General features: G+C 47.7%; 26 protein-coding genes, 1 tRNA gene and 1 riboswitch. Of the genes, 22 read left to right on the forward strand and 5 right to left on the reverse strand.

The features are described from left to right. The first annotated feature begins 153 nt into the window (after positions 1 to 153). The 5 genes from urtA (at position 154) to urtE (ending at position 5,017) form a co-directional block, all read left to right on the forward strand. On the forward strand, positions 154 to 1,404 hold the full coding sequence (urtA, locus tag MHB82_RS06505) for an urea ABC transporter substrate-binding protein (protein ID WP_193723026.1): 1,251 nt from the start codon (positions 154 to 156) through the stop codon (positions 1,402 to 1,404). 149 nt (positions 1,405 to 1,553) lie between these two features. Next, positions 1,554 to 2,459: an urea ABC transporter permease subunit UrtB gene (gene urtB / locus MHB82_RS06510; RefSeq protein ID WP_095289165.1), complete on the forward strand. Its 906-nt coding sequence runs from the start codon at positions 1,554 to 1,556 to the stop codon at positions 2,457 to 2,459. Positions 2,460 to 2,480: 21 nt separating this feature from the next. Next, positions 2,481 to 3,572, forward strand: a complete 1,092-nt coding sequence (gene urtC / locus MHB82_RS06515) for an urea ABC transporter permease subunit UrtC (RefSeq protein ID WP_445671222.1) — start codon at positions 2,481 to 2,483, stop codon at positions 3,570 to 3,572. Then, a complete protein-coding gene (gene urtD, locus MHB82_RS06520; protein WP_341174191.1) occupies positions 3,535 to 4,344 on the forward strand; it encodes an urea ABC transporter ATP-binding protein UrtD in 810 nt (269 codons plus the stop codon). Before urtC ends, urtD begins: the two co-directional genes overlap by 38 nt. Next, entirely contained in the window at positions 4,322 to 5,017 is a 696-nt protein-coding gene (urtE, locus tag MHB82_RS06525) for an urea ABC transporter ATP-binding subunit UrtE (RefSeq protein ID WP_095289171.1), read from the forward strand. The genes urtD and urtE overlap by 23 nt, the downstream gene beginning before the upstream one ends. Before the next feature lie 36 nt (positions 5,018 to 5,053). On the opposite strand, the gene MHB82_RS06530 is transcribed toward urtE, so the two are convergent. The 3 genes from MHB82_RS06530 to MHB82_RS06540 form a co-directional block, all read right to left on the reverse strand. Further along, the gene (locus MHB82_RS06530) at positions 5,054 to 5,710 is read right to left on the reverse strand and encodes a hypothetical protein (RefSeq protein WP_095360627.1); all 657 of its coding nucleotides are present in this window, start codon (positions 5,708 to 5,710) and stop codon (positions 5,054 to 5,056) included. A gap of 57 nt (positions 5,711 to 5,767) precedes the next feature. Next, positions 5,768 to 5,971, reverse strand: coding sequence for a Rha family transcriptional regulator (locus MHB82_RS06535; protein WP_095360626.1), 204 nt, complete (start codon positions 5,969 to 5,971; stop codon positions 5,768 to 5,770). A 258-nt stretch (positions 5,972 to 6,229) separates the two neighbouring features. Continuing rightward, positions 6,230 to 6,931 (reverse strand): urease accessory protein UreF, encoded by a 702-nt coding sequence (locus tag MHB82_RS06540; RefSeq protein WP_181429875.1) that lies wholly within the window; start codon positions 6,929 to 6,931, stop codon positions 6,230 to 6,232. A gap of 425 nt (positions 6,932 to 7,356) precedes the next feature. Here MHB82_RS06540 and MHB82_RS06545 point away from each other — a divergent pair. After that, positions 7,357 to 7,439: transfer RNA gene (locus MHB82_RS06545), tRNA-Leu, on the forward strand. Positions 7,440 to 7,576: 137 nt separating this feature from the next. Here the strand turns inward: MHB82_RS06545 and MHB82_RS06550 are convergent. Beyond that, complete coding sequence (locus MHB82_RS06550; RefSeq protein ID WP_095289177.1) at positions 7,577 to 8,053, reverse strand: glutathione peroxidase; 477 nt, start codon at positions 8,051 to 8,053, stop codon at positions 7,577 to 7,579. Positions 8,054 to 8,421: 368 nt separating this feature from the next. Continuing rightward, positions 8,422 to 8,594, forward strand: a riboswitch (cyclic di-AMP (ydaO/yuaA leader). 118 nt (positions 8,595 to 8,712) lie between these two features. On the opposite strand from MHB82_RS06550, the gene MHB82_RS06555 reads away from it, so the two are divergent. Continuing rightward, positions 8,713 to 9,108, forward strand: coding sequence for a hypothetical protein (locus MHB82_RS06555; protein WP_095289178.1), 396 nt, complete (start codon positions 8,713 to 8,715; stop codon positions 9,106 to 9,108). A 170-nt stretch (positions 9,109 to 9,278) separates the two neighbouring features. Continuing rightward, positions 9,279 to 9,962, forward strand: coding sequence for an HAD family hydrolase (locus tag MHB82_RS06560; RefSeq protein WP_341174192.1), 684 nt, complete (start codon positions 9,279 to 9,281; stop codon positions 9,960 to 9,962). A gap of 164 nt (positions 9,963 to 10,126) precedes the next feature. On the opposite strand, the gene MHB82_RS06565 is transcribed toward MHB82_RS06560, so the two are convergent. Beyond that, positions 10,127 to 11,422 carry an Nramp family divalent metal transporter gene (locus MHB82_RS06565; RefSeq protein ID WP_341176595.1) on the reverse strand — a complete coding sequence of 432 codons (1,296 nt, stop codon included), beginning with the start codon at positions 11,420 to 11,422 and terminating at the stop codon, positions 10,127 to 10,129. 432 nt (positions 11,423 to 11,854) lie between these two features. Between MHB82_RS06565 and MHB82_RS06570 the strand changes: the two genes are divergently transcribed. The 14 genes from MHB82_RS06570 (at position 11,855) to MHB82_RS06635 (ending at position 23,800) form a co-directional block, all read left to right on the forward strand. Beyond that, positions 11,855 to 12,274, forward strand: a complete 420-nt coding sequence (locus MHB82_RS06570) for an organic hydroperoxide resistance protein (protein WP_095289181.1) — start codon at positions 11,855 to 11,857, stop codon at positions 12,272 to 12,274. 205 nt (positions 12,275 to 12,479) lie between these two features. Beyond that, positions 12,480 to 12,725: a zinc ribbon domain-containing protein gene (locus MHB82_RS06575; RefSeq protein ID WP_024629326.1), complete on the forward strand. Its 246-nt coding sequence runs from the start codon at positions 12,480 to 12,482 to the stop codon at positions 12,723 to 12,725. A 150-nt stretch (positions 12,726 to 12,875) separates the two neighbouring features. Next, a complete protein-coding gene (locus MHB82_RS06580) occupies positions 12,876 to 13,154 on the forward strand; it encodes a hypothetical protein (protein ID WP_095289182.1) in 279 nt (92 codons plus the stop codon). Between the two features lie 148 nt (positions 13,155 to 13,302). Beyond that, positions 13,303 to 13,725, forward strand: coding sequence for a thiol-disulfide oxidoreductase DCC family protein (locus MHB82_RS06585; RefSeq protein WP_095289183.1), 423 nt, complete (start codon positions 13,303 to 13,305; stop codon positions 13,723 to 13,725). A gap of 95 nt (positions 13,726 to 13,820) precedes the next feature. Next, the gene (locus MHB82_RS06590) at positions 13,821 to 14,684 is read left to right on the forward strand and encodes a DUF6612 family protein (RefSeq protein ID WP_341174193.1); all 864 of its coding nucleotides are present in this window, start codon (positions 13,821 to 13,823) and stop codon (positions 14,682 to 14,684) included. Between the two features lie 234 nt (positions 14,685 to 14,918). Beyond that, positions 14,919 to 15,302: a VOC family protein gene (locus tag MHB82_RS06595; RefSeq protein WP_341174194.1), complete on the forward strand. Its 384-nt coding sequence runs from the start codon at positions 14,919 to 14,921 to the stop codon at positions 15,300 to 15,302. A gap of 178 nt (positions 15,303 to 15,480) precedes the next feature. Beyond that, positions 15,481 to 16,701, forward strand: a complete 1,221-nt coding sequence (locus tag MHB82_RS06600) for a nucleotide-binding protein (protein WP_341176596.1) — start codon at positions 15,481 to 15,483, stop codon at positions 16,699 to 16,701. Continuing rightward, positions 16,701 to 18,005 carry a CpaF family protein gene (locus tag MHB82_RS06605; protein ID WP_341174195.1) on the forward strand — a complete coding sequence of 435 codons (1,305 nt, stop codon included), beginning with the start codon at positions 16,701 to 16,703 and terminating at the stop codon, positions 18,003 to 18,005. The genes MHB82_RS06600 and MHB82_RS06605 overlap by 1 nt, the downstream gene beginning before the upstream one ends. 21 nt (positions 18,006 to 18,026) lie before the next feature. Continuing rightward, positions 18,027 to 18,788 (forward strand): type II secretion system F family protein, encoded by a 762-nt coding sequence (locus MHB82_RS06610; protein WP_341174196.1) that lies wholly within the window; start codon positions 18,027 to 18,029, stop codon positions 18,786 to 18,788. Positions 18,789 to 18,800: 12 nt separating this feature from the next. Continuing rightward, positions 18,801 to 19,670, forward strand: a complete 870-nt coding sequence (locus tag MHB82_RS06615) for a type II secretion system F family protein (protein ID WP_095360617.1) — start codon at positions 18,801 to 18,803, stop codon at positions 19,668 to 19,670. 11 nt (positions 19,671 to 19,681) lie between these two features. Next, positions 19,682 to 19,870 (forward strand): Flp1 family type IVb pilin, encoded by a 189-nt coding sequence (locus MHB82_RS06620; protein WP_095289191.1) that lies wholly within the window; start codon positions 19,682 to 19,684, stop codon positions 19,868 to 19,870. After that, a complete protein-coding gene (locus MHB82_RS06625) occupies positions 19,854 to 20,528 on the forward strand; it encodes a TadE/TadG family type IV pilus assembly protein (RefSeq protein WP_341174197.1) in 675 nt (224 codons plus the stop codon). The genes MHB82_RS06620 and MHB82_RS06625 overlap by 17 nt, the downstream gene beginning before the upstream one ends. 64 nt (positions 20,529 to 20,592) lie before the next feature. Next, the gene (locus MHB82_RS06630; RefSeq protein ID WP_341174198.1) at positions 20,593 to 22,737 is read left to right on the forward strand and encodes a hypothetical protein; all 2,145 of its coding nucleotides are present in this window, start codon (positions 20,593 to 20,595) and stop codon (positions 22,735 to 22,737) included. A 31-nt stretch (positions 22,738 to 22,768) separates the two neighbouring features. After that, on the forward strand, positions 22,769 to 23,800 hold the full coding sequence (locus MHB82_RS06635) for a TadE/TadG family type IV pilus assembly protein (RefSeq protein WP_341174199.1): 1,032 nt from the start codon (positions 22,769 to 22,771) through the stop codon (positions 23,798 to 23,800). Positions 23,801 to 23,813: the final 13 nt, after the last annotated feature.

The following is a 23,813-nucleotide window of genomic DNA, read 5'->3' on the forward strand; positions in this document are numbered from 1 at the left end:
AGCAGCATGCATGAAACAAGTAGGCGTAAAATAAAATTATGTAAGCATTATTGACATGAAGAGTTGGAGACTCCATAATTTGGATCAACGAACATTTCGGTGTTAAATGACCTTAATGTTCGTCAATAGACTAAAAAAAGGGAGTGTAGGCTATTGAAGAAGAGATCGGTCAGATTATGGGGGATTTTGCTGGGGGCGGTCATTGCTTTAACGGGATGTGTGGAAGGTGGAACGCCGCCTGAAGCTTCGAATTCCGGTGGAACAGGGGAGGTTGCTGCGTCCGATGAGACGATCAAGGTAGGCATTCTTCATTCCTTGAGTGGAACGATGGCAATAAGCGAGGTGTCTGTCAAGGATGCCGAGATGCTTGCGATTGAAGAGATCAATGCAGCTGGTGGTGTCCTTGGCAAACAGATTGAGCCTGTCATTGAAGATGGGGCCTCGGATTGGCCGACTTTTGCGGAAAAGGCCGGGAAGCTGCTTCAGCAGGATAAGGTGGCCGCTGTTTTTGGCGGATGGACCTCGGCGAGTCGAAAGGCGATGCTCCCCGTGTTCGAGCAGAATAAAGGGCTTTTATTTTATCCGGTGCAGTATGAAGGACTGGAGTCATCTCCCAACATTTTTTATACAGGTGCAACAACAAACCAACAAATTGTTCCTTCCGTAACCTGGTTGCTCGAGAATAGGGGCAAAACATTTTATCTCCTTGGTTCGGACTATGTTTTCCCGAAAACGGCCAATCAGGTGATCAAGGCTCAATTGGCAGCTGAGGGCGGAGAAGTGGTTGGCGAGGAATATACACCGCTGGGCCATACCGATTACAGTACCATCATAAGCAAAATCAAAGCTGCGAAGCCGGATGTGGTGTATAACACGCTTAACGGGGACAGCAATGTAGCCTTTTTCAAGCAGCTGAAGGATGCTGGAATCACCTCGGAACAGATGACGACGCTGTCGGTCAGTGTGGCGGAAGAGGAAATTCGGGGCATTGGAGCAGATGTGCTGAAAGGGCACCTGGCTTCATGGAACTATTATCAGACAACAGATACTCCAGAAAACAAAACATTTGTTGAGAAATATAAAGAAAAATATGGTGCTGACCGGGTAACGGCTGACCCGATTGAGGCGGGTTACGTAGCAGTGTACCTCTGGAAGGCAGCCGTTGAAAAAGCGGGTTCAACCGATGTGGAGAAGGTCAGAGAAGCAGCAAAAGGATTGGAATTTGATGCTCCCGAGGGGAAAGTAACCGTTGACGGAGAGAATCAGCATATATACAAAACCGTCCGGATCGGAGAAGTGCAGGAAGATGGTCAATTCAAGGAATTGTGGAACTCCGGTTCTCCTGTCAAGCCTGATCCTTATTTGAAAACCTACGAATGGGGAGCTTCCCTAAGCAATCAATAAGCAAGTCCTTCATGTCCAAACTTCTGAGATTACGGATGAGGGTGGGACAGCGCACCCTCGTACAATATCACGATAAAGCGTTGATGCATAGTCTTGGTGACGTATTTGAATCGGAATGAGGCTTTTTAGCATGTGAAAGGGTGATCGGGATGGATATGTTTGTTCTGCAAATGTTCAATGGCCTTAGCATCAGCTCGATCCTGTTATTGATTGCGCTGGGGCTCGCAGTAACGTTTGGTCTCATGAATGTCATCAACATGGCTCACGGTGAGTTGATTATGATTGGTGCATATGCAACGTATGTGACTCAGAATCTGTTTATTTCCTATGCTCCGGCAGCGTGGTTTGAAGTTTATTTTATCGTGGCATTGCCGATCGCGTTTGGTGTAGCGGCACTTATCGGCTGGCTGCTTGAAGTGATTTTGATCCGGCATTTATACGGTAGGCCCTTGGACAGTTTACTGGCCACATGGGGAGTTGGAATGATGCTGCAGCAGCTGGCACGTACCATTTTCGGGGCACCGAATGTGGGGGTATCCAGTCCGTCCTGGCTTAACGGCGGTCTTGCGATCTCTGACGGTATCGTATTTCCGTATAAACGAATTTTTATCATCGCACTTGTCGCGGTTGTCCTGCTGTGTATGTATCTGTACATATACCGCACTTCTTCCGGACGACGGATGCGCGCTGTCATGCAGAACCGGAGCATGGCGGGCTGTCTCGGGATTTCGACCAGACGGGTAGATGGCATGACCTTTGCCATTGGTTCAGGAATCGCGGGTATCGCGGGTTGTGCTCTGACGCTCATTGGGCCGATCGGCCCTTCGCTGGGAACCTATTATATTGTAGATGCATTTATGGTTGTGGTTCTTGGCGGGGTTGGCAAACTGGTAGGAACGGTATGCGGAGCGCTCGGGATTGGCATGTTCAATACGTTGTTTGAAACCTACACATCGGCCTCCATCGGCAAAGTGCTGGTGTTCGTATGTATCGTTGCTTTTCTGCAATGGAAGCCGCGGGGGCTTGTTGCCATGCGAACCCGCAGTCTCGACTAACAGGAAGAAGGGGGTTATATGATGTCAGCACTTCTGAAGTCAGGCAGTTTAAAAACGAGAATCATCTGGGCGGTCGTACTGATTCTAATGTGTCTTGCCCCGCTAATCTCTACCGAGTTTCGGCTTAGTTTGCTCGCTAAATTCCTGGCACTGGCTATTCTGGCCATCGGACTGGATCTGATCTGGGGCTACGGCGGGGTTCTGAGTCTGGGGCATGGAGTGTTCTTCGGTCTTGGTGGTTACGCCATGGCCATGTATCTGAAACTGCAGGCGAGCGGTACATCCCTGCCTGATTTCATGGGGTGGAGCGGCTTGTCAGGCTTACCGTGGTTTTGGGAACCATTTCGTTCATTTCCAGTGGCGTTATTTCTGGGTATTGCTCTGCCGGCTTTGCTGGCATTTGTGCTGGGGTGGTTCACGTTTCGTAACCGGATTACCGGTGTGTATTTTACGATTTTGACACAAGCCCTTGTGTTAATCACGGTTACCTTGTTTATCGGCAAACAGGAGTGGACCGGGGGGACTAATGGTATAACCGGCTATAACTCCATTTTTGGTTTCACGCTGCATTCTGCAGGAACAACAATTGTGCTCTACTATATTACACTTGCCATTTTGGTGCTCACGTACCTGCTCTGCAGAAGAATGGTAAATAGTCGGTTTGGTCAGGTGCTTGAAGCTTCGCGGGATGGAGAAAACCGGGTGCGTTTCCTGGGTTATGATCCGGCGGGTTATAAAACGCTGACGTTTGCCCTTTCTGGTGCGCTTGCAGGAATAGCGGGTATGCTGTTTGTTCTTCAGGTCGGGATTATCTCGCCGTCCATGATGGGGATTGTTCCATCCATCGAAATGGTGTTATGGGTTGCCTTAGGTGGTCGCGGTACGCTCATTGGGGCTGTGATCGGTGCGGTGGTTTTGAATGCGGCCAAAACCGGGATAAGTGAGGCGTACCCTGAAGGCTGGTTGTTTGTTCTCGGCGGGCTGTTTGTAACGGTGGTGTTGTTCATGCCCCACGGGCTCGTTGGAGTCTATCGAAATATCGTTCGATTACTGAAGCGGAGAGGAGAGGTTGTGCATGTCCCTGTCAGTAAAGAAAAACCTGAAGTCTACTGAACCTTCACCCGTATTGATGGCTGAGAGTATTACCGTAGCTTTTGGCGGATTTGTCGCAGTTAATGGCATGAACCTGAAGCTGCATGAGCATGATTTGCATTTTCTGATCGGCCCCAATGGTGCGGGGAAAACGACAATGCTGGATGTCATTTGCGGAAAAACCAAACCCGTCTCAGGCACGGTGCGGCTGGAAGATGGCACAGAGCTGACACGTCTAAAGGAGCATCAGATCGTCCGGAAGGGTGTAGGACGCAAATTTCAAGCTCCATCCATCTTCGGAGGTCTTACCGTACAGGAAAATTTGGCCTTGGCGGCGGAAAATCAGCGTTCACCTCTTCGGACTCTTGGTATTCCGCGGTTTGGGAAAATCAACACGGCAATGGAACAGGTCATAGCGCAAATTGGACTGCAAGACCGCGTGTATACACGGGCAGGGGCGCTATCTCACGGCGAGAAGCAGTGGCTGGAAATAGGTATGCTTCTGCTTCAGGAACCGCGCGTGTTGCTGCTGGACGAACCGGTTGCCGGGATGACGGACGAGGAAACGCATAAAACGGGCAGGTTGTTACAGGGGATAGCGCGTGAACGTTCGGTCGTGGTTGTAGAGCATGACATGGAGTTTGTCCGTGAGTACGCGGCGAAAGTGACCGTGATGCATGAAGGGAAGCTGTTGAAGGAAGGTACCATGGCTGAGGTGCAGGAAGATCCTAGGGTGGCCGAAGTCTACTTGGGAAAAAGGAGAGATGACCATGCTGTCGCTGCAACGAATTGAATCCGGCTACGGGGAAAGTAATGTGCTGCGTGGTGTTAATCTGGATGTCCTGCCTGGACAGGTGGTCTGCCTAATGGGCCGGAATGGTGTCGGCAAAACAACGCTGATGAAAACGTTGATGGGCCTGCTCAAAACGAGGAAGGGGGCCATCCATTGGAAAGGGCAGGATATATCCGCTTTGGAGCCTGCCAAACGTGCCAAGGCAGGCATTGGATATGTTCCTCAGGGGCGTGAGATTTTCCCTCAGCTCACGGTGAAGGAGAATCTGCTGCTCGGTCTGGAGACATCTGCGCCTGGGGTGAAGACGTTTCCTGAAGATGTGCTCGCGATGTTTCCGGTCCTTGCGACCATGTATGGACGACAGGGCGGTGATCTGAGTGGTGGCCAGCAGCAGCAGCTTGCCTTCGCGCGAGCGCTTGCCTCACGGCCTGGACTATTGTTGCTGGATGAACCAACGGAAGGCATACAGCCGTCAATTGTCGAGGATATTCGGCAGGTCATTCTGCAAATCAAGGCAAAGGGCGACATTTCGGTGCTGCTTGTCGAACAAAGTATTGACTTCGTGCGTGGTGCTGCGGATTTTATCTATGTCATGGATAAGGGAGCAATTGCGCTGCAGGGATCGCCGGAGGAATTGGATATGTCTCAATTTGAACACCACCTGTCCGTGTAGGAGAGGTGGTTATTTTTTTGCTTTTTTTTGTTATGCTCAGGAGCGTTTATCCAAAATGTTGGAGTACTTCGGGTATAGCCTGCGGATGCAGTCCGGACAGATGTCGTGTGTGAATTCTGCATGGGTATGTCTCTCCAAATAACCTTCGACTGAATTCCAGACGTCCTGCTCATCCTTAATCTGTTTGCAGACGGCGCAAATGGGAAGCAGGCCGCGTAGTGTCCGCACTTCGGATAGAGCGAGCTTCAATTGCTGTTCAATTCGCTTCTGTTCCGTGATGTCTGTATGCGAGATCAGAGCTAGTCCCATCGGAGAAGGAGGATCCGCCTGATTCAAGGGTGTAAGCTCCAGCCTGAACCATCGAAGGTCCAGGTTCGCAGACTGTACAGATATGTCATATGTATGGAAGTGAACAAAGGGATATTGAATCTTCTCTAACTTCTGAATAATCGATGAATTCTCCGTTTCCTCTTCCTGGGCTGCCCATATCTGCAGCAGCTGAAGATAATGAAACGTTTCGCAAGAAGATCGGTGGGCGTCGGTTTTTTTGTATTTCGAGAGATGCAATCGCCCGAGTCCGTTCTGCCATGCGGTATTGCAGCTGCGGATTCTCCAGTCGCGGTCGACGATGATGAGTTGATGACGTAGGGATTGAAAGGATAACCTTTCAAGGTCGGTTGTAAAGAAACTCATGAATAGGCCCTCCTTGGCAATCAGTTAAAGGATCGGGACGGTATGTTAATGGTGGTGTCATCGTAGTTCATCCGAAATTTGCAAAATCTCTGCCACCTGGTTTCGGAAACGGGTGGCTTTTCGTGTGCCATGGATGAGATTGGATAAACGATACGGCGGGATGTCGTGCTTCTCGCAGAACGTTTTCTGGTCCATCTGCAGCTCCGTTAAGCGGCGTTTGATGGCCCATCCGAACGGAGTCACGGGTTTCTTTTTGTTCAAAAGGGTTCACCCCTCATAGAAGTATTTCAACCCGCCTTCGGCTGTGTATAATAGAGGGAGATGCGAGCTGTTCATTACATTATATACGCATTTACGTCATGTAACAATTATAAATGATGAAAAATAGTGTATTAATATTAAATAATGACGTAAAAACGTGATGTTCTATAGGCATACGAGAAAAAGCACGTCAGCAAGGAGGTTGCTGCGTGCTTTTTTCCTTTGGGGAAATATGAAGGAAGCTTGGAGGCGGTAAGATTAGGCGCGATAAGCATGCAGCCCTGCGCCAAGCATGTGGAAGCTGGGGAACAGCGATTTCATGGACATGGAGGTTGGCTGTGCCGGTCCATCCGCAGCGGAGGCGCTAACGGTATTCCATTCATGCTCCAGGTCTGCGGCCAGGCGAACCAGCAGTTCCTGGGTGGTTTCGTTATGCATGGGGAGGACTTTGGAAGCTTCGGTTATGCATGCATTCATAGCTGAGTGCAAGTAACCCATTACCGCTTCCTCGACGGGGATATCGAGGTAGTGGTTGATCCAGGCGTGAACAGTAGAGAGGCAGCCTACAGACTCGTATTTGGCAAGGGTATGTTCGAGCTGGTTGAATTCAATCCAGGGGTGGAGAGCCCGGGCCAGCTTGATCAGTCTTTTGCCCATGGCAGCGGCTTGCTCCCTTTGATCAGAAGGAGTCCGCTGAACGTGAACCAACTTGTCAATGAGTGCTGTTCGCCATGTGTCATTATGATCCGTTGCGCTGTAGATACCTTTAATCGCCATGCCCTCAAGTCGAACGATACTGGGATGCAGCTGGCAGCGCATGAAGGATTCCAAATCATCGGCATTTCGGATGCTGCCTTCAGCGATGTGTACATCCATACCAAATGAATGGGTAAAACCTCCGACATGAATGGAGGAATCAAGCAGTTTGACATAATCGAGCAGCTTATTCCCACGGTTCACGGTCTTTCGCCTCCTATGTTCGTAAAGTGTTATATTATATAACATTATTATTGGTTTCTGAATCCTTTTATGTTTAAAATCCGAATTATATGATATATATCATCACATAAACATCCGTATTTTGTCAATGGTTTCTTACTTTTAAGTTTTAATTATATTTAAATGTTATATTATATGACTCGTAATGGTTAAATGCTAGAAAACTAATGATAGGTATATGATATACTTTCGTATGGGGAGCTAAAATTAAAAATGAAGATGTATAAATGAATTGAAATTTAATGTATGCAGCAGTTAAAAGATCATGACGAAAAAAACCGATATTTGGAGGGGAAACACAGGTGCAAAAGTAGTTTTTATAAAAGTGCTTTACTTTTATAATGTAAACCTGTATAATCAATTTTGTTGCCGATTATTTACGACATGCGGTCGTGGTGGAATGGCAGACACGCTATCTTGAGGGGGTAGTGGGCGTATGCCCGTGGAGGTTCGAGTCCTCTCGACCGCATCATATTGTACGACAAGAAGAGGTTTTCCGAATATGGAAAACCTCTTTTTTGCGTTTGGATAAACATAAAAAAAGGCCATTCACACAGAACCGGACTTTCTCTGGTTCCCTGTTGATTATGGCCTCTCCATGTTGATTTATTTCAGCAGTTTCTCAATATCAGCCTCAATTTGGTCAGGAGTCGTTTTTGGAGCATAACGCTTCACGACACGTCCGTTCTGATCAACGAGGAATTTGGTGAAGTTCCACTTGATGGCTTTGGATCCGAGCAGTCCTGGTGCCTCTGTTGTCAGGTGTTGGAATAGTGGGTGAGCGCTTGAGCCATTAACATCAATTTTCTCAAACATAGGAAAGCTTACACCGTAATTCATCTGACAGAACTCAGCAATATCGTCGGAAGATCCTTTTTCCTGAGCGAATTGGTTACTTGGGAAGCCTAGTACTTCAAACTGCCGGTCTTTGAATTTGTTATAGAGTTCCTGTAAGCCTTCAAATTGCGGGGTCAGACCACATTTGCTCGCCGTATTTACAATTAGCAGCACCTTGTTGCGATAATCGGACATCTCGACTTCCTGGCCCCGAAGGGTATTGACTTTGTAGTCATAAACGGACATGATCTGTCGCCTCCATATCGTATAATGGGTTAATGATTCCTATAGTTATATTATATTGCTTACAATTAGATAATGCAAAACTAATTAAATAAATTCCTATGTTTACTTACAGATATCTAAAATTACATACGTTTTTCATAAGGACGAGAATTAGCGAGATTCACAGAGATGGATGGAGAATGGATTGGTTGTAAGCGATATCATTGATGTGTAATGCCTTAAATTCGTCCATTCGCTGATCTGACCGGACTTTACACTAACATGTCGCGGGTGTATGATTCATATCGTAATTTCTAATTCAATTAAACTTAACATGAACAACGAAACAAACGATAATATCGCTCTGGTCAATACATGAAACAGGAACGATGTTTTAATCGCTGAGTTTCCATTCATTCATGGGTGGGAAACGGGGGAACCAATCGGAACGGCTGTCATTACAGCTAATCCATGGGGTGAATTTTTCGGTGCAAGCCGGAAATAGGGCGACTCTCGCGCCCGAATCCGTCAGCTAACCTCGTAAGCGTTAAAGGGAGAGGCAACAAGCCGTACGCATATTCATGGCGTTTTCGTCATGGGTTATTCAAGAAGCGTTCGGGAGGCCTTGGTCCCCCACGCTTCTTTTTTGTTGTCTTTTCACGCCAAGGGAGGAACGAACGATGGATAATGAGATGATTCTAGTAACAGCACCGAATGAAGCAGGCCGCAAGTTTATCAAGCTGTTGATGTACAAAAAAATGCCGTTTGCCGTTCTGACTAACAGTGCAGGGGAAGAACGGAAGCTCCGCAGAATCGGAGTGGAGAACGTCATTCGCATGAATACAGCTGAAGCTCAGAAGTGGTTTCTACCGCAGTCGAGTGTAGGCAACGTTTTTATTTTCGAGAACAGTTTGAACCTGACCTGCCGCTATCTGCAGATCTGCCGTTCCTGGACCTCCAAATCACTATGTGTGATTACGGAACAGAGTCACCCCAAAGGCATTTACCGCGGGATGGGAGCTGACCGCATTGTGTATTCCCTTAATGGAGAAGTTGGCTTCTTGCTTAATGGTTAATGTGATAGCTGCCGATTGATCCGGTGTAAGGTGCCTGTTATAATTGAACTTGTGGAAAAACGGAATTCTGAGGAGACTCATGCATGATGGTGGGTCTTCTTTTTTATTTGAGCATTAATGTACATTGCTGATTTAGAGATTGCGTTCATGGCTAACAAGGAGGAATAGGCGTGCCGGATGTACGGGGGTTAAAATGGTTGTTCTTTGATGTAGGAGATACGCTGGTGGACGAATGGGAGCCGGTAGATGATATTATAGGGCAGTTTGTAAAAGAAGCCTGCTTGCTTGGATATCCGGTGAAAATAGAGGAAGTGCGAGAGATATTTGCCTCCTGTTACCGAAATTATGAGCAGTGGCCCATGAGGGTAGCCATTCGAACGCTAATCAGTGATGAACGTCATAGGGAGCAGATCCAGGAGAAGTTGAAGTTCCGGAAGGAACTGGAGAAGCCCTTCGCTTCTGCTGACGCGGTGTTGAAGGAATTGTCACACCATTATCGAATTGGCATTATTGCCAATCAGAGTCCAGGGACAGCTGAGCGCCTGGAGAGCTACGGTCTGCGGAGGTACGTGGATGTACTGGCTTGCTCGGCAGAAGAAGGCGTATCCAAGCCGGATCCGGAACTCTATGCCGTGGCTTTGAAGCAGGCGGGATGTGAACCCGAGGAAGCAGTCATGATTGGGGATCGGATTGATAACGATATCATTCCTGCCAAGAAGCTGGGGATGCGAACGATTCGGATTTTGCAGGGCTATGGACGATTTCAGCCTGAGCTGGAGGGCCAAGAGCATGCAGACTGGACCATCGAAGCCTTGGAGCAGATTATTCCACTGCTTGTGCCTTCTGAAGGTTAGCGGATAAAATTAAAAAAAAGATGACTTTCGCGTCATTAAATAAAGGACAAGGCAAGTGTATGGCAAAGCTAAAAGGCTGATCCCTTCAAGTATATTCTTGATGAGGGATCAGCCTTTTTTTATAAATCTATAGTAAGAGGGAAACGGTTTTAGCGCTATATAGATTAAAACAGCATGATGGTTTGGATAATCAGATAAACATTCAGAACCACAATCACGGCAGCGATGATCCAAGAGACGACTTTGAGCCACAGCTTGTTGGCGAATGCGCCCATGCTTTTTTTGTCACTCGTAAACATCACAAGTGGAATAACGGCAAAAGGCAGCTGCAAGGATAGAATCACCTGGCTCAAAATCAGCAATTCTTCCGTTCCATGTTCGCCGGCGATAGCCGTCACAATAACGGCAGGGATGATCGCAATTAATCGGGTCACGAGCCGGCGAAGCCAAGCTGGAATCCGAATGTTCAGGAAACCTTCCATGACAATCTGGCCGGACAGTGTACCTGTAAGCGTAGAGTTCTGACCTGAGGCCAGCAGAGCGACACCAAACAGGATACTTGCAATGGTTGTGCCCAGCAGAGGTGTGAGCAAGTGATAAGCATCTGCAATCTCAGCGACCTGTGTCATGCCTGCGCTGTGAAATACAGCGGCTGACACAATGAGTATGGCAGCGTTGATAAACAGGGCCAGGGTCAAAGCGATCGTTGAATCCATAGTGGAGTAACGAATGGCTTCTCTTTTCCCCTGAGTTGTCTGTTCGATCTGCCGGGTCTGCACGATGGATGAATGCAGGTACAGATTGTGCGGCATAACCGTTGCTCCAATGATTCCGATGGCAATATACAGCATCGCTGGATTCTGTAGTATCTCGGCACTTGGTACAAAGCCGGTGAGTACCCCGCCCATATCCGGTTTGGCAAGAAACAGGTCAATCCCGAAGCAGAGGGCGATGGTTGCCATCAGCACGATGACCAGTGTTTCCAGGGCGCGGAAGCCTCTATTTTGCAGCAAAAGGATAATCAGAACATCCACAGCCGTAATAATGACGCCGTATAACATCGGGATGTTGAACAGGAGCTTCAGTGCGATGGCTGAACCGATGACCTCAGCCAAATCTGTAGCAGCAATGGCCAGTTCGCACAGAGCCCAGAGCATAATGACAACCGGCATACTGAACCGTTCGCGGCAAGCTTGGGCCAGGTCCCGTCCGGTTACAATGCCAAGCTTACCTGCAAGGGACTGTAATACGACGGCCATAAGGTTTGAGATTAAAATAACGGATAATAGCGTATAACCGAACTGGGAACCGCCGGCAATATCTGTTGCCCAGTTCCCCGGGTCCATATAGCCGACAGCGACCAGATAACCTGGGCCGACAAAGGCGAGGAATTTTTTCCACCAGGCAACGTTTTTCGGAACCTTCATGGAGCTGTGTGCTTCCCCGAGGGAGGGAGCCATGCCTGCTGCGGCCAATTGTTCAGCCGAAGGAGAGCTGAATGGATTTTTTTTACTCATACATGTTCACCTGACTTTTTAATAATAATCGTATTGATTTTCCTTATGATGAAGACCGGGGTCATTCACTTTTATATGTCTGAAAATATATGTCGTTACTTACATTGTACTCATTCAATAATTTTTGTCTAGTGCAACTTTTATGTAGATGGACAAAATGAGAAGCGGATGAGATCACAGATCCTTAGTATATTACCCAACTTCAGAAAATTTAACTTTATATCATAAATCGCGTTATGCAGATGGCGGGATGGATGCATGAAAATGACAAAGATGCAGAAGCTGATGAAGTAACCCAAAACCGTTTCAAATTAAGCCAGAAGTTTAAATTGAATTGTAGGCAGCAAAAATATTGGAGAAAAAGGAGAGATTCTAATGGAAGCTTTATATACAGCAACTGCGACAGTCAAAGGTGGACGTACAGGTTCGGTAACTTCATCGGATGGAGTCCTTAAACATGATCTGAAAATGCCAAAAGAACTGGGTGGATCCGGCGGTGAAGGTACGAACCCTGAGCAGCTCTTTGCAGCAGGCTACGGTGCATGTTACGAAAGTGCTCTTGCCAACGTGGCGCGTAAAGCAGGCGTTAAACTGGAAGATGTGACGGTAACGAGTAATGTATCCATTGGAAAAGACCCTGCGGATGACGGATTCCAGTTGTCGGTCCGGCTGGATGTAAGCATGCCGGGTGTGGATCACAGTCAGGCAGAGGATCTGGCTCGCAAAGCTCATGATTTTTGCCCGTATTCCAAAGCGACTCGTGGCAACATTGATGTCGTACTGAACGTGGTATAAACCGATACTCGCTGGAGTAAAGGGAGAGATATATTAAGCAGGCTATCATGGATACCTGTTGTTCGGTACAAGCCCTGCTGGCAAACGGCAGGGCTTTATATTTTAAAATCAGAAGACATGCAGGAGATTGCAGGTCAAATCGCGTACTCTTTTACATAATTATACTCTTGCTTCATGCCAGGCATCTGAAAAAGGGGGAATGCAAATGAGTATTGAAGAGATGATTGAGCGAAGGTTTGTATGTACGAAATGTCGGGGAACGGATTGCAACATCAAGGAAGTCTCAATGTCCGGGGCTGGTCTTAGCAAAATGTTCGACATCCAGCATAACCACTATTTGTTCGTAGCCTGTTCCTCATGTGGTTATGTGGAAGTATTCGACCCCGATGTACTGAAAGGCAAAAAGCAGGGTCAGGTAGGCACAATATTGGATATTTTGTTCGGCGGATAGTGTGGCATAACTTGGTGGGTATGGAATCCATTCAAAATAAGCTGGGAGGTTCGTGCTCCCTGAGTTGACATCGAACTAAAATTTCTTTAATATGACTTAGTACTGAGAAAAGTCATGCAGGAAACAAATTTGAATTGACAGGTGATATCCATGTCTTATAGACCACGTATTGCAAAATTGCAAGTAGCCAGCAAAAACGAAAATGACGGATTGTATGAATTTACGATGAAGCTGGTAGATGGCACACAGTGCCGCGTATTCTACTCCAAATCTCCGGAATGGAAGATGACAGCGATCAGCCGTCTGCAGAAAACGCCTTGTCCAGTATGCCGCAAAGATTTCATTTGCAAATGCATGGACCAATGGGCAGGAGACCTGCACCAACAAATGATTGAAGATGAGTGGATGGAAAAGGCAATTGCTGAGTAATTGCCCCAACAGATACGAGCGTAGGCTTTAGAGCCTGCGCTCTTTTTCTATTCAATTCCTTTTGAGTAGTATAAATTTAGTGGACAGCGAACGTGAAGGTGAAAAGTGGGTAAGTTAATCTAACAGCATAAATGAGGAGGCTTCAATTATGACATCAATTCGAGCGGATGAGCATGAGGGACACCCGATTGTACTCGTGGACGGGGTTTGCCACTTTTGCCAAGGATTAACCAAATGGATTATCAAACGTGATCCGGAAGGGAAATATCATTTTGCATCGCTCCAATCCGATGTAGCCAAGGATTTGCTGAAGAAAGGAAATCTGTCTACAGACAGCATGGATACATTTGTACTAATCGAAAATGGCCGTTACTATACACGTTCGACAGCTGCACTGCGGCTGGCCAAAGGCCTGAAATTTCCGTATCCATTATTATATGTCTTTATTATTGTACCCAAATTCATTCGTAATGCCGTGTATAACTGGGTAGCCCGTAATCGTTACCGGTGGTTTGGCAAGGACGAAGCGTGTATGCTGCCGACACCTGAGATCAAGAATCGGTTTTTGTAAATCGTACTAGAGAACGCATGTACCGCAAACATGATTAATAAAGGAAACATTTGGGTAATGAATACGGATCACATCTATTTTGGGAGGACAAACAGTTGAAGAAATGGACGACATTCATTATCGGGGCATTATTGGCAGTAAGCCTGACAGCATGCGGTGACGATGCGGATAACAGCACTGCAACGCCGCCGGCTGGCAACGAAGCGACAAACGAGGGCAATACACCTGCAGAGCAGGAACAACAGATCCCTAAACTGGAAGAATTGATTACCAAAACGAATGAAGCAGCCAAGGAATTGAAAAGCTTCTCGAGTGATGCAACCATTGATCAGAATTTGAAGCTGGAGGCTGGCGAACAGTCACAGGATCAGCAGGTAAAAACAACAATGAAGATGGACATCATCAAGGATCCGATGATGATCTATCAAGAGATGAACATGGAAATGTCCGGGCAGGAAGCACAAAACGTGAAGCAGTACATTACTTCTGATGCCATCTATTCGCAGGTGGGAGATCAATGGGTTAAAATTCCTGACGATCAAACGAAGCAGCTGATTGAGCAAATGCAATCAAGCCTGAACCCTGAAGAAGAATTGGACCAATTCAATAAAATTGCGGAAGATACCAAGATCACCGAAGAGGGCGACAATTATGTCATTACCGCAGACGTATCGGGTGATAACGTGAAGGAATTGGCTCAATCCGTCATGGAGCAGAATGGAACGGACGCCCAGACACAAGCGATGCTTGAACAGATGAATATTACAAGTATGCAAATGAAATATATGGTGAACAAGGAGACGTATCTTCCTGTTGGTACCGACGTGAATATGGTGATGGAGATGGAGCAGGAAGGCCAGAAAATCACCATGGACATGAAGATGACAAGCACCTTCTCCAACCATAACCAGGTAGAAGAGATTGAGATTCCACAGGAAGCATTGGACAGCGCGAAATAGGGAGAGATCAAGCTTCCTACAAGCATAAACATCCCTTTTTAAATCCATGTAATGTGTTTCTATTCAAAAACATCTTTGATTCAAGTATGTGTGAACCCAGAGAGGTTACGAGCTTGGGTCGAAGGTGTTTTTCTCTTTGCCACAACTGGTCAGGAAGCATAAAGGTATAGTATAGTCGTGTAAGCGATTGACGTTTTTTATTAATATCATATTACTTGGAAGGAGAATTACGCGATGATTGAATATGCTCATATACATCATGTTAGCCTGGCTGTGCATGATCTGGATGTTGCCAAACAATTTTATACCGGGCTGCTAGGTATGCAGGAGATTGAACGTCCGCCTTTCCGCTCTACAGGCACATGGTACGCGATTGGCAGTCAGCAGCTGCATCTGCTCCAGCATCCGGAAGGACATACGCTGCGTGAGGCGGGAATTGATACGACGGATGGGCACTTTGCCATCTGGGTGAAAAGCCACAACGAAACGATAGCCTGGCTGGAACAGCAGGGAATTGAGTATGAAGCCAGACCGGATAGTGTTGCAGGATTCGCACAGATCTTCGTTCTTGACCCGGATCGTAACATTATTGAATTTGATGCACCTTATCATTCTTGAGAGTGGAAATCAGATTGTTAATTGTATAAATCTCTTGCTCGTCCAGAAATTGTATGCTATATTATCCATACATTCATAGCACGTGACGGAAGCACCGTCCATAATCTTGCATAATACATGCGGATCATGGTCGGTGTTTTTTTTGTGCTTTTCTACAGGGAGGGAGGAGAAATTGATCGTGCTGAAGGCGGTACTTGCTTCAAAAGACAAGGAGTATGTAAGTGCCTGGCTTGATTTTGTTCAGGGGAGTTCATTTGGTGCAGCAATGCGATTTACCGCTTTTTCACAGTGGGAATCCTTTCAGGAGTATATGCATGAACATGAAGGACAGGAACTGCCGGATCTGGTTATTGCCGAACCTGAGTTTCTGAATCCCTGGCTGGAACGTATGGGTGAAAGTCCGGGTGTGCCTTGGCTGCTTCTCAGTGAAGGTCATGAGGAGGTGGAGGAAGACAAGCGCTTAATGAAATATCAACCTCTGCCTGCATTGTTGGATATCGTTCTGAATGCAAGTCGGCAGCCTCGTCGCAAAAAGGTACACCGCCCAGGACAGCAAACCCTTTCCATTGGAGTGGTGTCAGCTTCGGGAGGAAGCGGCAAGACAGCAGTGGCGCTGCATATGGCAAAGCAGCTCGGACTGGCGGGCTACGCCGTGCTCTATCTTAATCTGGAGACGCTGGATAGCGTGCTGCCGTTCCTTGAGAAGGGATTATCCCGAAGTGTACAGCGTGTTCCCGATGCCGAAACGGGGCTGTCGCGACTGCTGTATGATCTCAAGGTCGGGAGGAAGGAATCGGGCAAGCACGGGCAGGTGACTACACAGGCTCCCTCCAAGGGCATAGATGGTTACGTGCTTCGTCATGATGGATTGAAGGCAGACGTGTTCTGGCCATTATCCAACCGGAAGGAACTGCTGCAGATGTCGTGTGATGATACGACGGGGCTCGTTCATTATTTGTCTGCTTCTGGGCAATATGACGTGTTGATTCTGGATGGAGACTCCGGCTGGGACGAACGCAGTCGAGGCATGTTGAAAGCGGCAGACGCCTTGATATGGCTGGTTGAAGATGACCTGTCTGCCATGCACCGGTGGGGCCAATGGCTGGCGCATGCAGAGCGGACTGAGCCTGACTTGTTTGAACGTGTACTGGATCGTGCCCGCTTTGTGGTAAACAAATACCGAGACAGCGTAGTCAATGCCGTTCCACGACCTGAGCTGCAGCTGGATGCCGTGCTGCCTTATATCCCTTCCTGGAAGCAGCTTCACCAGGAGGAAGTGCTGCTAAGCTCTCCCATATTTCAGCGTGAGGTAAAAAGGCTGTGTGCCATGCTTGTACAGGACGGAGAGGAAGATCTGAAGCAGACGGGTCGCATCCATAAGGGAGATGGGTGGGCATGATGAGTGAACCATCCCATAGAGTTTTGGACCGTGAAGAACAATTCCAGAACATGCGCCGCGAAGTCAGGGCAGGCCTTGACTTAACGTCTTCAGCGGGGGACAAGGAACTGTGGCAGGGGATTGAGCGCAAGGTGTTATCTGATCCGGAACTGGATGACCTGACATCTGGAGAACGACATGCGCTGGTGCAGAGGCTGTTTGATTCGTTTCGCGGGTTGGACATTCTTCAACCCCTGGTGGATCATCCGGACATTACGGAGATTATGATTAATAGTCACCGGGAGATCTTTGTCGAGCAGGAAGGGGAAGTTAGCCAAATTCAGCTCGAATTCGAATCGAGAGAACGGCTGGAGGATATTATCCAGATGATCGTCTCCGGGGTGAACCGGATCGTGAATGAGTCCTCCCCCATTGTGGATGCGCGGCTCAAGGACGGTTCGCGGGTCAATATTGTGCTGCCGCCGATTGCGCTAAAAGGTCCTACCATGACGATTCGCAAGTTCCCAAGTGAACCGATGACCATGTCGGACCTGATTGGAAAAGGTGCCTTGCATGAGGAAGCGGCAGAGCTGCTGCAGCAGTTGGTGCGCAGCAAATTCAATATCTTCATCGGGGGCGGAACCGGGTCAGGGAAAACAACCTTTCTGAATGCATTATCACAGTTTATTCCTCCGGATGAACGGATTATTACGATTGAAGATTCCGCCGAGCTGCAAATTGTCACGGTGCCGAATCTGGTGTCACTGGAGACGCGGAACGCCAATACCGAGGGCAAGGGTGAAATCTCCATCCGGGATCTGATCAAGTCTTCACTACGGATGAGACCCAACCGGATTGTAATCGGAGAGGTGCGTGGGGCAGAGGCGCTTGATATGCTGCAGGCCATGAATACCGGTCATGACGGATCATTGTCTACAGGGCATGCCAATAACATCTCGGACATGATCAGCAGATTGGAGACAATGGTACTCAGCGGGGCAGAGCTTCCTATTTCGGTTGTGCGGCAGCAGATCAGCTCGGCAATTGATATCTTCGTTCATCTATCACGGCTGAGAGATCGTTCAAGACGAGTGACGGAAATCAGTGAAGTCATTGGCATGAAGAACGGGGAAGTACTGCTGAACCCGCTCTTTCGTTTCCAGGAGCGGGATGAAAGGGAAGGCAAGATCATTGGAGGGTTGGTACAAGTTGGAAAGTTGAAGCAGATTGAGAAAATCCAAATGGCCGGGCTTGGAGAGTGGCTGAGTGAATACATAGGTCGGTACCATAAGGAATTAGAAGATTCGGATAACAAGGTAAATTGAAGCGGTTAGAAGGTGATTAGGTTGGGTGGGTCCAGGCAGGTGTTAACAGATTATACCGTATACACGCTATCCGGTAGACAACGAACCGTCTGCATGTTGATTAGTGGACTGCTATTTTTTGGTGTGGGTATCTTGTTCTATCACCACTGGCTGGCAGGGGTGATACTGGCTGCAGGATGCATATGGGTGCCAAAACACTGGACAAAGGTACTGCTGGAACGAAGAAGAATGACACTGAGTTTACATTTTAAACAAGCGTTATATGCGTTATCCTCCGCACTGGCTGCGGGGAAATCCGTGGAAAATGGATTTAAGGAATCGGTAGAAGATCTGCGGATGCTCAATCCTGAAGCGGATACCGATCTCATTCGGGAGTTCACTATTTTGCGGACAAGAATGGAATATGGTCAACCGATTGAGGAGGCGCTGCAGGACTTTTCTGACCGTGCTGGCATCGAGGATATAACGAATTTTGCAGACGTATTCATCACGTGCAAGCGGACGGGTGGAGACCTGGTCGAGGTGGTTCGCCGAACCTCTGCTGTGATTGGCGAGAAACTGGACATCCAGCAGGATATCATGGTCGCTGTGGCACAGAAAAGGTTTGAGTCCAAGGCGATGTTTGCCGCGCCTTTTATTTTTCTTGTTTTTTTGAATTTGACGGCCAAGGATTTCATGGAACCACTGTATAGCGGTATGGGATATCTGATCTCCAGCGTGGCTTTGGTATTGCTCGCCTGCTGTTATCTGTGGATTACACGCATTATGGATATCAAAGTATAAGGAGCTGATTCGATGCTGCTTCCCGTCATATTCGGAGGGGTGCTCGGAGCAGGGTGGCTGGTGCTGGATCGAACGCGAGGACAAACCTACCGCCATCTGCGCAAACTTCATATGGAAGGCTTGCGTCTGCAAAAACTGCATGGACCCTTTCTGTTTTTGCTGGACAGATATGAGGTAGGCCGAAGATTGCCTGTGCTGATGTACCGCATGCAGCATGCCATCCAGAAAATGCACGGCATACAGCATAGCGGAGAGAAAACGATGCTCTATAGTGCTGAAATGCTGACGTATGCCTGGCTGATGCTGCTTGTGGGCTGTCTGTTATCACTCGTTGGCGATATCGGAAATGGAGGTCTGTTAGGCGGGCTTGCCCTCGCGGTTGCACTGCCTTTTGCACTCTATAAAGATCTTCATACCAAGGTACAGCGAAGAGACCAGGATATTCTTATGGAGCTGCCCGAGTTATTAAATCGGATTGTGCTGCTTGTTGGGGCAGGGGAAACCGTACAAAGAGCTATCGTTCACTGTGTTGCAAGTCAGGGAGAGCGAGAACATCCGCTCTACAACGAGCTGCGGAAGACGGTCGGTGATTGGAATAACGGGTATTCTTTTCAACAGTCGTTTGAACAGTTCAGCCGCCGCTGTGGTGTGCAGGAAGTTACGATTTTTACGACGACAGTCCTGCTGAATTTCCGCCGTGGGGGAGGTGACTTTGTACTCGCGCTGCGGGATCTGTCCCATGTGTTGTGGGAGAAACGCAAGGCGGTCAGTCGGGCAAAGGGAGAACAGGCATCTTCCAAACTGGTGTTTCCGATGGTTCTGATCTTTTTTACGATTGTAGTTATGATCGGAGCACCTGCTTTTATGATGATGAATATGTAGGAGGAATGGAAATGCAGGAAATATTGAAAAGCAAAGCAAGTACATTTTGGAACGAAGAGGACGGTCTGGGTACGCTGGAGCTGATTCTGATTATTGGTGTCATCATTATTATCGCATTGATTTTCAAAGACCAAATTAAAACCTTGGTAACTCGTTTACTGGGTCAAGTTAGCAAGAAGAGTGATGAATTTTTTGAGTAAGCGATTCAAAAGGGAAGATGGAAGCTTCACGATCGAGGCTTCCCTGGTCTTCCCGGTGGTGCTGTTTATTCTCGTGTTAATTTTGTTTTTCACGATGTATATGTATCAAAAAACCTTTTTAAACCAGCATGCCTATGCAGCATCGGAACGAGCCGCCTACAGTTGGGATAACAGTCACAAACAGGCCATGACAGGTGAAGCAGCGGCAGGCGAACATGATAATCTTTACTGGAGATTGACGGATGACCGATTGCTCGGAGCACTGTTTGGCTGGGCTGGTGCGGATAATCAGATTAGTGTTCCCGTGCCTGCTAGTGAACGCGGGAGTCTGACTGAACAGAAGTTATCCCAAGCCGTTCAGAACATGCCGGGTGGGATGCGTGGAACAATCGAGTATCAGAACTCCTTGATACAGCGAAAAGTTACGACCAGGCTGGAGCAGGTTATTTCTTTGCCTCTTCCTTCTTTTTTGTTTGATTCGGGTAACCGTGTTCTGACGCAAGGTTCATCAGCGGTTGTCGAGCCGGCGGAATTTATCCGAACGGTGGATCTGGTCCGTTATTATGCTGCCAAATTCAAAGGGAAAGGCGGCGAGGCAACCGGTACAGCAGCTGAAGCAGGACAGGTCCTGCAGCATTTTGGAAAATCCAAAAAGTAGAGAGAGGAGGAGAGCAGCGCTGTTCAGAAAAAAAGACGGTGAATCAGGTGCTGTGACCCTGTTCTTGATCTTAATCCTGGCGGGAATCTATATGTTTGTCGCCGTATTTATTGATTATGCCCGGATAGCCGCCTTCAAAGTTCAGTCAGAACGCATGGCTCATGCAGCGTTAAGATCGGTGATGTCTGCATACGACACGTCACTCCGGGAATATGGGTTGTTTGGTTACGGAGACAGCAGTGGTGAAGCCATTATGGCTAAGGTACTGAATGATAGTGTGAAGCCATCGGCTGTGAAGGACGGTTTCCCCATTCTGGATATACAGTGGGATACAAGCACCCTGAGCATGGAACGGGAATTGGGCAGGTATGATATTTTTAATCGCCAGATTCAGGAAGACATGAAATATCGGGCTCCGGTTGATTTTACGTTAGAGGTGGTCAATCGCTTCAAGCCAATGTCGGAGGAAATGAAAGAAGCTGCGCATACGGTAGACTTGCTCAAGAAATTACAGAAGCTATATGACAAGCGTGAGGATTTGCTGGATGAGGCGATAGCCAATCAGACCGATTCAGCCAATACATTGAAAGATCTCCCTGTTCTGACCATGAGCCCTCCCTCACCTGCCATTTACGATGAAATGATGGAAGAAACGCCGGAGACTGCTGCCGAGATCGCAGCACGTTATACGGATTATCTAAGCAAGAAACAATCAGACGAAGGACTACCATTCAACCAGCAGCAGTATATTCTGGAGCTGGCTCGTTACCGGACAGGTGTTGGTAATGTGGTTACCGGCATAAGTATGGTTCTGCAGCCGGCACAACAGGCGCATCAGACGAAACTTGAGGCAGCCCAGACTCTAATTGATGAAGCACGTAATCTTAACGAGGAAATGAAGCGGGTTATCGCTGAAGGGGAGAGCCGTTCGCAGAATGCGAGTTATGAAAAAGTCGGGAATTCAAACCTCCCTGGGCAGAGTCCACCATCTACCGGATCAGGCAGCGAAGCCAAAGATACACGTTCACTTGCCTCTGAGTTGGTGAGAGCCGATGAATTGTTTGATAAGTTAAAAGAACATATCCGCTCCCAAACCTCAGACTTTAATCAGGTTAGAAAAGACAGCCTTGACCTGAATACACAGCTTCGCAATGTGACGGGTCAGAGCGGTGTGCCTGTTAAGCCTGCTGTAAGACAGGCAAGTCAGGTCACAGAACGATACATGGACTCTTATGTACGAAGTGGTGCCTCCAATGTCATTCTTCAGAGCAAACAGCTGCTTGAGGAAGGTCGGGGATCTGATGCACAGCGCAAGGCCAACGACAAGGAGTCCAAGGCAAAATTAAAGGACATAAAGCGCATATTGTCACAGATTGAAAATGGACATTCCGGATCAACGGAAGCATTCAAGCAGTTGGAGCAGTATTATAATGCCAACATTGCATTTAACCAGGCAAGCCGGGAGGAGGCCAAAAAGGCGGAAATTGCAGGCGATCCTTACGATTCAGGCGGTGACGCCATGAATGGAATGGACAGTTTATTTGGCGGGATGTCTGGCCTGCTGGATAGTCTAGGGGATGAATTATTCCAGAATGAATACGCACTCGCTTATTTCAATTCGATGGATTTTGGACAGCTGCTCGATTGGACTGAAGGGAGCGGGGATACGAGTGAGGTCTTCAAATTGGAGAATCAGGAGCTGGAATATATCATTTACGGGTTTCACAATCCTTCAGGCAACATTGCGGCTGCATATGCAGAAATATTTGGTATGCGTTTGGCGATTCGAACCGCAGAAGGATTAATTGAGAACAGTAAACTCGGTAATCCCCTTCTGGTGTTATCGGCTGCAATTTTATACGGGATTACCCACGCCATAGCGGATATGGTGAAGCTCTCCAAAGAGGGCAGTGTGGAGTTGTCCAAATATATCAAAGTTAAGCTTACATACAGGGACCATCTAAGACTATTCCTTTTAATGCACAGTAACAATGAACGTAAAATGTCCAGAATGCTGGCATTGATTCGGCTGAATACAGGCGTTAATCCCGATGAAAAACAAACGTATGCATCAGGGAACATACGCAGCAGTGTGAAGTTATGGTTTTTGCCAGGGGTGATCAAAAGTATAGGTGCAGTTATGGGGAATGCAGACCAGGTTGAAGATGGGCGATTATTCATAGACCGGAGGACGGATTATTCCTATTGAATCAAGCAGTACCTTTTCAGGTGGAGGGATTATGGAGAAGCAGGAGCTAGATCAAAAAGAATATGCGCGATGGCTGCTTCGAATAACACGGTTGCGCAAAATGGAACAATTGAAATCTCTGCCGATGCAGACAAGCTCTTCGAAAAAGGAACAGGGAAGCATCGTATTGGAAGCTTCGCTCGTTCTGCCTGTGTTTCTGTTCTTTGTCATGTTCCTTGTCTACATCGTACAAATGACACTGATCTCGACAGCCCTGCAAAGCACAGCGGGTGAAGCCGTAAAGCAGCTCTCCACCAAGATTTATCCGGTTTCTCTTGTCTTCACTCCAACGGATTCCGCTGGTGGTGGAGAGAAGGGAAGAGGCTGGAGCATACCAGAGTTGTCACTAACGGAATGGGCTGAAGAGTATGCTTCGTCTCTGCCGGATCCATTAAGTAATTGGGTGCGTGCGGCTGCAGCCAGTGGGGAGCAGCCTTTGCAGGAGATTAAGACTTCGGTTATCGAGACTGTACTTGATCCAGCTGTAAAACCCTTGCTTCAACCTTTTATAGATCCTGTATTGCTGGATATGGAGCGTGTACATGTTAACGGGATATCTGTGCCGGATCTCAAGAACAAAACGAATCCGTATTTCAGGCTGGAGCTCAGTTATGAACTGCCGATTAAAGTGCCTTTCCTCGGCAAACCATTACGGATTCAGGCTGCTGCCGCTGAGCGCGTATGGATCGGAGATACGGGAGAAGGTTCTAATAGTAATGAGGGCGATGGAGACGCTGCAGGTTCAATAACCGTGTTATCCAAGCCAGAGCCTGCCTACATAGGGAATAATGCAACAATCAAGGTTCAGGTGGAACCAGGGGCCACTGCAAACCTAACCATATTTTATAAGTCGGGAGAAAGTACAGCGAAACATATTGGCTGGGCTACAGCGGATGAGAATGGCGTGATTGAGTGGAACTGGTTTGTAGGTACTCGTACGACGGAAGGGACCTGGACATTTGTAGTGGAAACTGCGGATGGCAGCAAGACAACAACTGAGTTTAATGTAGCATCAAGAAAATAGTGATATGGATAGA

The organism is Paenibacillus sp. FSL K6-2862 (assembly GCF_038005125.1).
GTDB lineage: Bacteria > Bacillota > Bacilli > Paenibacillales > Paenibacillaceae > Paenibacillus > Paenibacillus illinoisensis_A.

Bases quoted from the DNA above. Each gene is read 5' to 3' on its own strand.
- MHB82_RS06530 (WP_095360627.1), bottom strand. From the start codon at position 5,710: ATGAGTTTCTTTACAACCGACCTTGAAAGGTTATCCTTTCAATCCCTA.
- MHB82_RS06625 (WP_341174197.1), top strand. From the start codon at position 19,854: ATGAATTTTTTGAGTAAGCGATTCAAAAGGGAAGATGGAAGCTTCACG.
- MHB82_RS06635 (WP_341174199.1), top strand. From the start codon at position 22,769: ATGGAGAAGCAGGAGCTAGATCAAAAAGAATATGCGCGATGGCTGCTT.
- urtE (WP_095289171.1), top strand. From the start codon at position 4,322: ATGCTGTCGCTGCAACGAATTGAATCCGGCTACGGGGAAAGTAATGTG.
- MHB82_RS06605 (WP_341174195.1), top strand. From the start codon at position 16,701: ATGAGTGAACCATCCCATAGAGTTTTGGACCGTGAAGAACAATTCCAG.
- MHB82_RS06565 (WP_341176595.1), bottom strand. From the start codon at position 11,422: ATGGCTCCCTCCCTCGGGGAAGCACACAGCTCCATGAAGGTTCCGAAA.
- MHB82_RS06555 (WP_095289178.1), top strand. From the start codon at position 8,713: ATGGATAATGAGATGATTCTAGTAACAGCACCGAATGAAGCAGGCCGC.
- MHB82_RS06580 (WP_095289182.1), top strand. From the start codon at position 12,876: ATGTCTTATAGACCACGTATTGCAAAATTGCAAGTAGCCAGCAAAAAC.
- MHB82_RS06615 (WP_095360617.1), top strand. From the start codon at position 18,801: ATGCTGCTTCCCGTCATATTCGGAGGGGTGCTCGGAGCAGGGTGGCTG.
- MHB82_RS06620 (WP_095289191.1), top strand. From the start codon at position 19,682: ATGCAGGAAATATTGAAAAGCAAAGCAAGTACATTTTGGAACGAAGAG.
- MHB82_RS06575 (WP_024629326.1), top strand. From the start codon at position 12,480: ATGAGTATTGAAGAGATGATTGAGCGAAGGTTTGTATGTACGAAATGT.
- urtB (WP_095289165.1), top strand. From the start codon at position 1,554: ATGGATATGTTTGTTCTGCAAATGTTCAATGGCCTTAGCATCAGCTCG.
- urtD (WP_341174191.1), top strand. From the start codon at position 3,535: ATGTCCCTGTCAGTAAAGAAAAACCTGAAGTCTACTGAACCTTCACCC.
- MHB82_RS06585 (WP_095289183.1), top strand. From the start codon at position 13,303: ATGACATCAATTCGAGCGGATGAGCATGAGGGACACCCGATTGTACTC.
- MHB82_RS06570 (WP_095289181.1), top strand. From the start codon at position 11,855: ATGGAAGCTTTATATACAGCAACTGCGACAGTCAAAGGTGGACGTACA.
- MHB82_RS06595 (WP_341174194.1), top strand. From the start codon at position 14,919: ATGATTGAATATGCTCATATACATCATGTTAGCCTGGCTGTGCATGAT.
- MHB82_RS06550 (WP_095289177.1), bottom strand. From the start codon at position 8,053: ATGTCCGTTTATGACTACAAAGTCAATACCCTTCGGGGCCAGGAAGTC.
- urtC (WP_445671222.1), top strand. From the start codon at position 2,481: ATGTCAGCACTTCTGAAGTCAGGCAGTTTAAAAACGAGAATCATCTGG.